The organism is uncultured Methanobrevibacter sp. (genome assembly GCF_902764455.1).
In the GTDB taxonomy this organism is placed as follows: domain Archaea; phylum Methanobacteriota; class Methanobacteria; order Methanobacteriales; family Methanobacteriaceae; genus Methanocatella.
The window spans coordinates 1-3,180 of sequence record NZ_CACWVY010000080.1 but is presented as its reverse complement, the minus strand read 5'-3'; the positions used below and the strand labels follow the sequence as shown (position 1 = coordinate 3,180).

Here is a 3,180-nt window from a genome sequence, read left to right as displayed (position 1 = left end):
TTGAAACTCCTGATGATTTATTGGGCAACGTGACTGTCAGAGTTGACGGTAAAGATTATACTGTTCCTGTTTCAGGTGGTAAAGGAATATTGGTTGTTCTTAGTTTGTCTACTGGTCCTCATAGTGTTGAAGTTGTCTTCAACGGATCAGATAAATATGAACCTGACTCTGATTCTGCTTCATTCAATGTAGCTAAAGCCGAATTCTCTCCTGATGACATTAAGGTAATTGATAAAGGCAATAACACTATCGTAGTTGTTGTTCCAAATAATGCTACAGGTAATGTAACAGTTAAAATTGGAAACAACACTTACAATGCTACTGTTAAAGATGGAATAGCTACTATTACCTTAGATAATGAGACTCCTGGTCAAAAAGAAATTGAAATAATCTATTCAGGAGATGATAATTATGATAATGCTACTGTAAACGCTACTGTAACAGTTTATAAGGTTCAAACTCCTATTTCAATCAATGTTGATGACATTCGGGTTGGTGATAATGCTCTTGTTAAAGTAAATCTCCCTAGTGATGCAACAGGCAGTGTAACTATTGAAATTGACGGTAAATCATACACTGCACCGGTCGTAAATGGTGTTGCAACATTTGAAGTTCCTGACTTAATAGCTGGAGATAAAACAGTTGTTGCCAGTTATAGTGGTGATGATAAATATCTTTCAAACTACACAACAGACACTTTCACAGTATCCAAATGTCCTGCTACAATATATGTTGTAATATTTGACATCGATGTTGGTGAAAACGTAACTGTAATAGTTACTCTTCCTAGCGATGCAACAGGACAAGTGTTAATTGATATTGATGGTGTGGGATACTATGTAAATCTTACTGATGGTGTTGGAGTCGCAAGCATTCCTCGTATTCCTAGCGGAGTCTATAATGTAAATGTAACCTATGTCGGTGATGCTAAATATCTTCCAAACTCAACCAAAGGGGAAGTCAATGTAACCAAATTAAAATCCTTTGTCATTCCATCTGCAGAAGATATTATGGTGGGGGATGATGAAATACTCACCTTTGTTGTTCCTAGTGATGCTACAGGTAAACTGATTGTTGATGACTTATTTGTCATTTCAATCGATACAGGAAATGAATATATCGTAGATATAAATGACGGTTCTGGTGAATTAACTGTATCCGGATTACCTGAGGGAAGATATATTGTAACTGTGCGTTATGACGGTGATGAAAAGTATCTGCCTTCTGATAACTCAACAACGTTCAATGTATCAAAAAGAATAGCTGATCTTGATGTTGTGGATTATGGAAACAGAACAGTTGTAGTTTCCGTTCCTGAAAATGCAACCGGAACAATTACACTTATTATTGAAAACCAGACTTATGTCGCAAACATAACTGACGGTAAAGCAGTATTTTATCTGGAAAACGCAACTCCTGGAATCCAGGGCATTAATGTGATTTATTCAGGTGATGACGCTTATGAACCTAGCACTGTCGATTCAACTGCTGAAATTCCAAAATACGATACTCCAGTTTCCGTTTCATCAGAGGACATTTCCTTTGGGGATACAGAAACTATCACTATAAACTTACCGGAAGATGCTACAGGTACAGTAACTATTGAGATTGATGGCAAAACCTATACGGCTAACGTCACTGATGGAAAAGCAGTATTCAATATTCCTGGTTTAACTGTAGGAAATAAAACTGCAACTATCAGATATAGTGGTGATGATAACTATGAAGCTACTGAAACCGCAGTAAACTTCACTGTAAATAAATGTGGGGCTCCGATTAATGCCGAATCCGAAGATATCAAAGTTGGAGATGATGCGACAATTACAGTCACTTTCCCAAAAGATGCAACAGGCCGTGCAATTTTAGGATTGGCTGGTGAGGAATACTATGCAGATATTATTGACGGCAAAGCGGTATTCATTATTCCTAAACTTGCCAGCGGAGAGTATGAGGCTACTGTAGTCTATGAAGGTGACGATAAATACTTGCCGAATTCCATTAAATCTAAAAACTTTTTATATTTAATTTAGATGATTAAAATTGATATTATCTTGTTTTTAAGTTGTTAAAACCCACAAAATTTTTTACAACGTCTGTGTATTTGTGTATTTCTCTCATGTTGAGTCCTTGTTTGAGTAATTTGAAGAAATCTTCTATTTTTCCTCGAATCGGTTTGAATTTTTTCCAATTGTCTAGTTTTTTGAATAATTCATGTTTTAGATTGTTGTAGAAATGTTTTTCCTTTATTATTTTCTTTGTTTGATTGAATACTTGTAGTGGGTAGGATAATTGGTCATCAAGCTTTGTTCTGTTGAAATTTTCTTTTGGGAAAATGAAAGGAACAATTTTATATTTGCTAATTCCCAATTGGTAGTTTTTATAGCCGTAATATCCCTTGTCAAAAATTATTGTGTCTCCTTTTTTTATTATTCGTCTTTTTTGTAGAGTTTCCATAATTTCGTCAAAAAGTTTGGCATCATTTGGGGCTCCAGAATGGATTAAAATGCAAACGGGATTCATACTATCGAAATCAATGACTACTGTTGCTTTAAATCCAATATAAAATCCTTTGGAGGATGAATAACTCCATTTTAAATTCAATGATTTGAGATGTTCTTTTGTCTTTTTATTTCGGTGAAAATTAAAATCTAAGTCCACTGGTGTTGCATCAACAATAAAAGTCTTTTTTCCTCTTCTTTTAACGCGATTTCTTGAATTTAAAATACGATTTAATGTTTTCATCAATTTTTCTGGGTTTTGAAGTGAAAAAATTTTATAAACTTGATCGGCACTCAAAACTTCAGAAATATTAAAGTATTTACGAAGATTTTCTTTAGATTCAAGCTCACTCAAGATGAATGGAATATCCAAACCAAAGAACATACTGATAAATATGATTTTAAAAGTAAATACTTGTTTATCCAAGTTTTTAAAGCCAAATGAGGCTAAAATTTCAAAGGTTTCTCTGGAATCTATAATTTTAAATATTTCTTTCAACAAAGTATAATTTGGGTCTCTAATATCTAAATTTAATCTGTGTTTCATTTTTATCTCCAAATAAATATATGTAACACATAATATTTAAATTTACTGATATTGAGACCTTTTTTAATAAAATAAAATTAAATTACAATGTATTTTTACAAACCATCAAAAGTTAATGTGAAAAATAAGAAAAAT

1 protein-coding gene and 1 pseudogene are annotated in these 3,180 nt (G+C 33.1%); one reads left to right on the top strand and one right to left on the bottom strand.

All coding sequences use genetic code 11. The features are described from left to right. A partial coding sequence (locus QZU75_RS12640; RefSeq protein WP_296884190.1) for an Ig-like domain-containing protein occupies positions 1-2,030 on the top strand: 2,030 nt, incomplete at its 5' end. 64 nt (positions 2,031-2,094) lie between these two features. Here QZU75_RS12640 and QZU75_RS12635 read toward each other — a convergent pair. Next, positions 2,095-3,045, bottom strand: a pseudogene (locus tag QZU75_RS12635) (transposase); the annotation flags it as partial. Positions 3,046-3,180: the final 135 nt, after the last annotated feature.